This is a genomic window from Sedimentibacter sp. B4, assembly GCF_000309315.1.
Lineage (GTDB): Bacteria > Bacillota > Clostridia > Tissierellales > Sedimentibacteraceae > Sedimentibacter > Sedimentibacter saalensis.
Genome location: NZ_CANG01001161.1, coordinates 1 through 382, shown reverse-complemented (window position 1 = coordinate 382; position 382 = coordinate 1). Strand labels below are relative to the sequence as shown.

The window sequence follows — 382 nt, the reverse complement described above, 5'->3', positions numbered from 1 at the left end:
ACCCGTGGCTGGAGCGGAAGGTGGGCTCGAACAGGTCGCAGGCGTTGCGGACGTCCGTCGCGCACAGGTGCTTGATCGCCTCCGACGTCGGCACGTCGCCGAGCGCGGTCAGCTGGGGGGTTACGCGTCGCCCTTGCTCAGGGCGGCGGCGAAGATCGGCGGGTTGGTGGTGACGCCCACCACGAGTCGTTCAGGATCAGCCCGGCCAGATTGCCGCTCTCGATCCGCTCGCGGGACAGGTCGTCCAGCCAGATCGAGACGCCGGCATCGGCGAGGGCCTTCAGGCGGGTGTTCATCGCTTGCTCCTTCGTCCGGTTTCGTATCCCAGTGTGCCCGCGAGTCATGACGAGCCTGAACATTTGTCTAGAACGTTTGTTCACAT

The 382-nt window shown here is 65.4% G+C and carries 1 pseudogene; it reads right to left on the bottom strand.

The features are described 5' to 3' along the window. Window positions 1-296: pseudogene (locus BN358_RS28240) on the bottom strand (transaldolase family protein); the annotation flags it as partial. Between the last annotated feature and the right edge of the window lie 86 nt (window positions 297-382).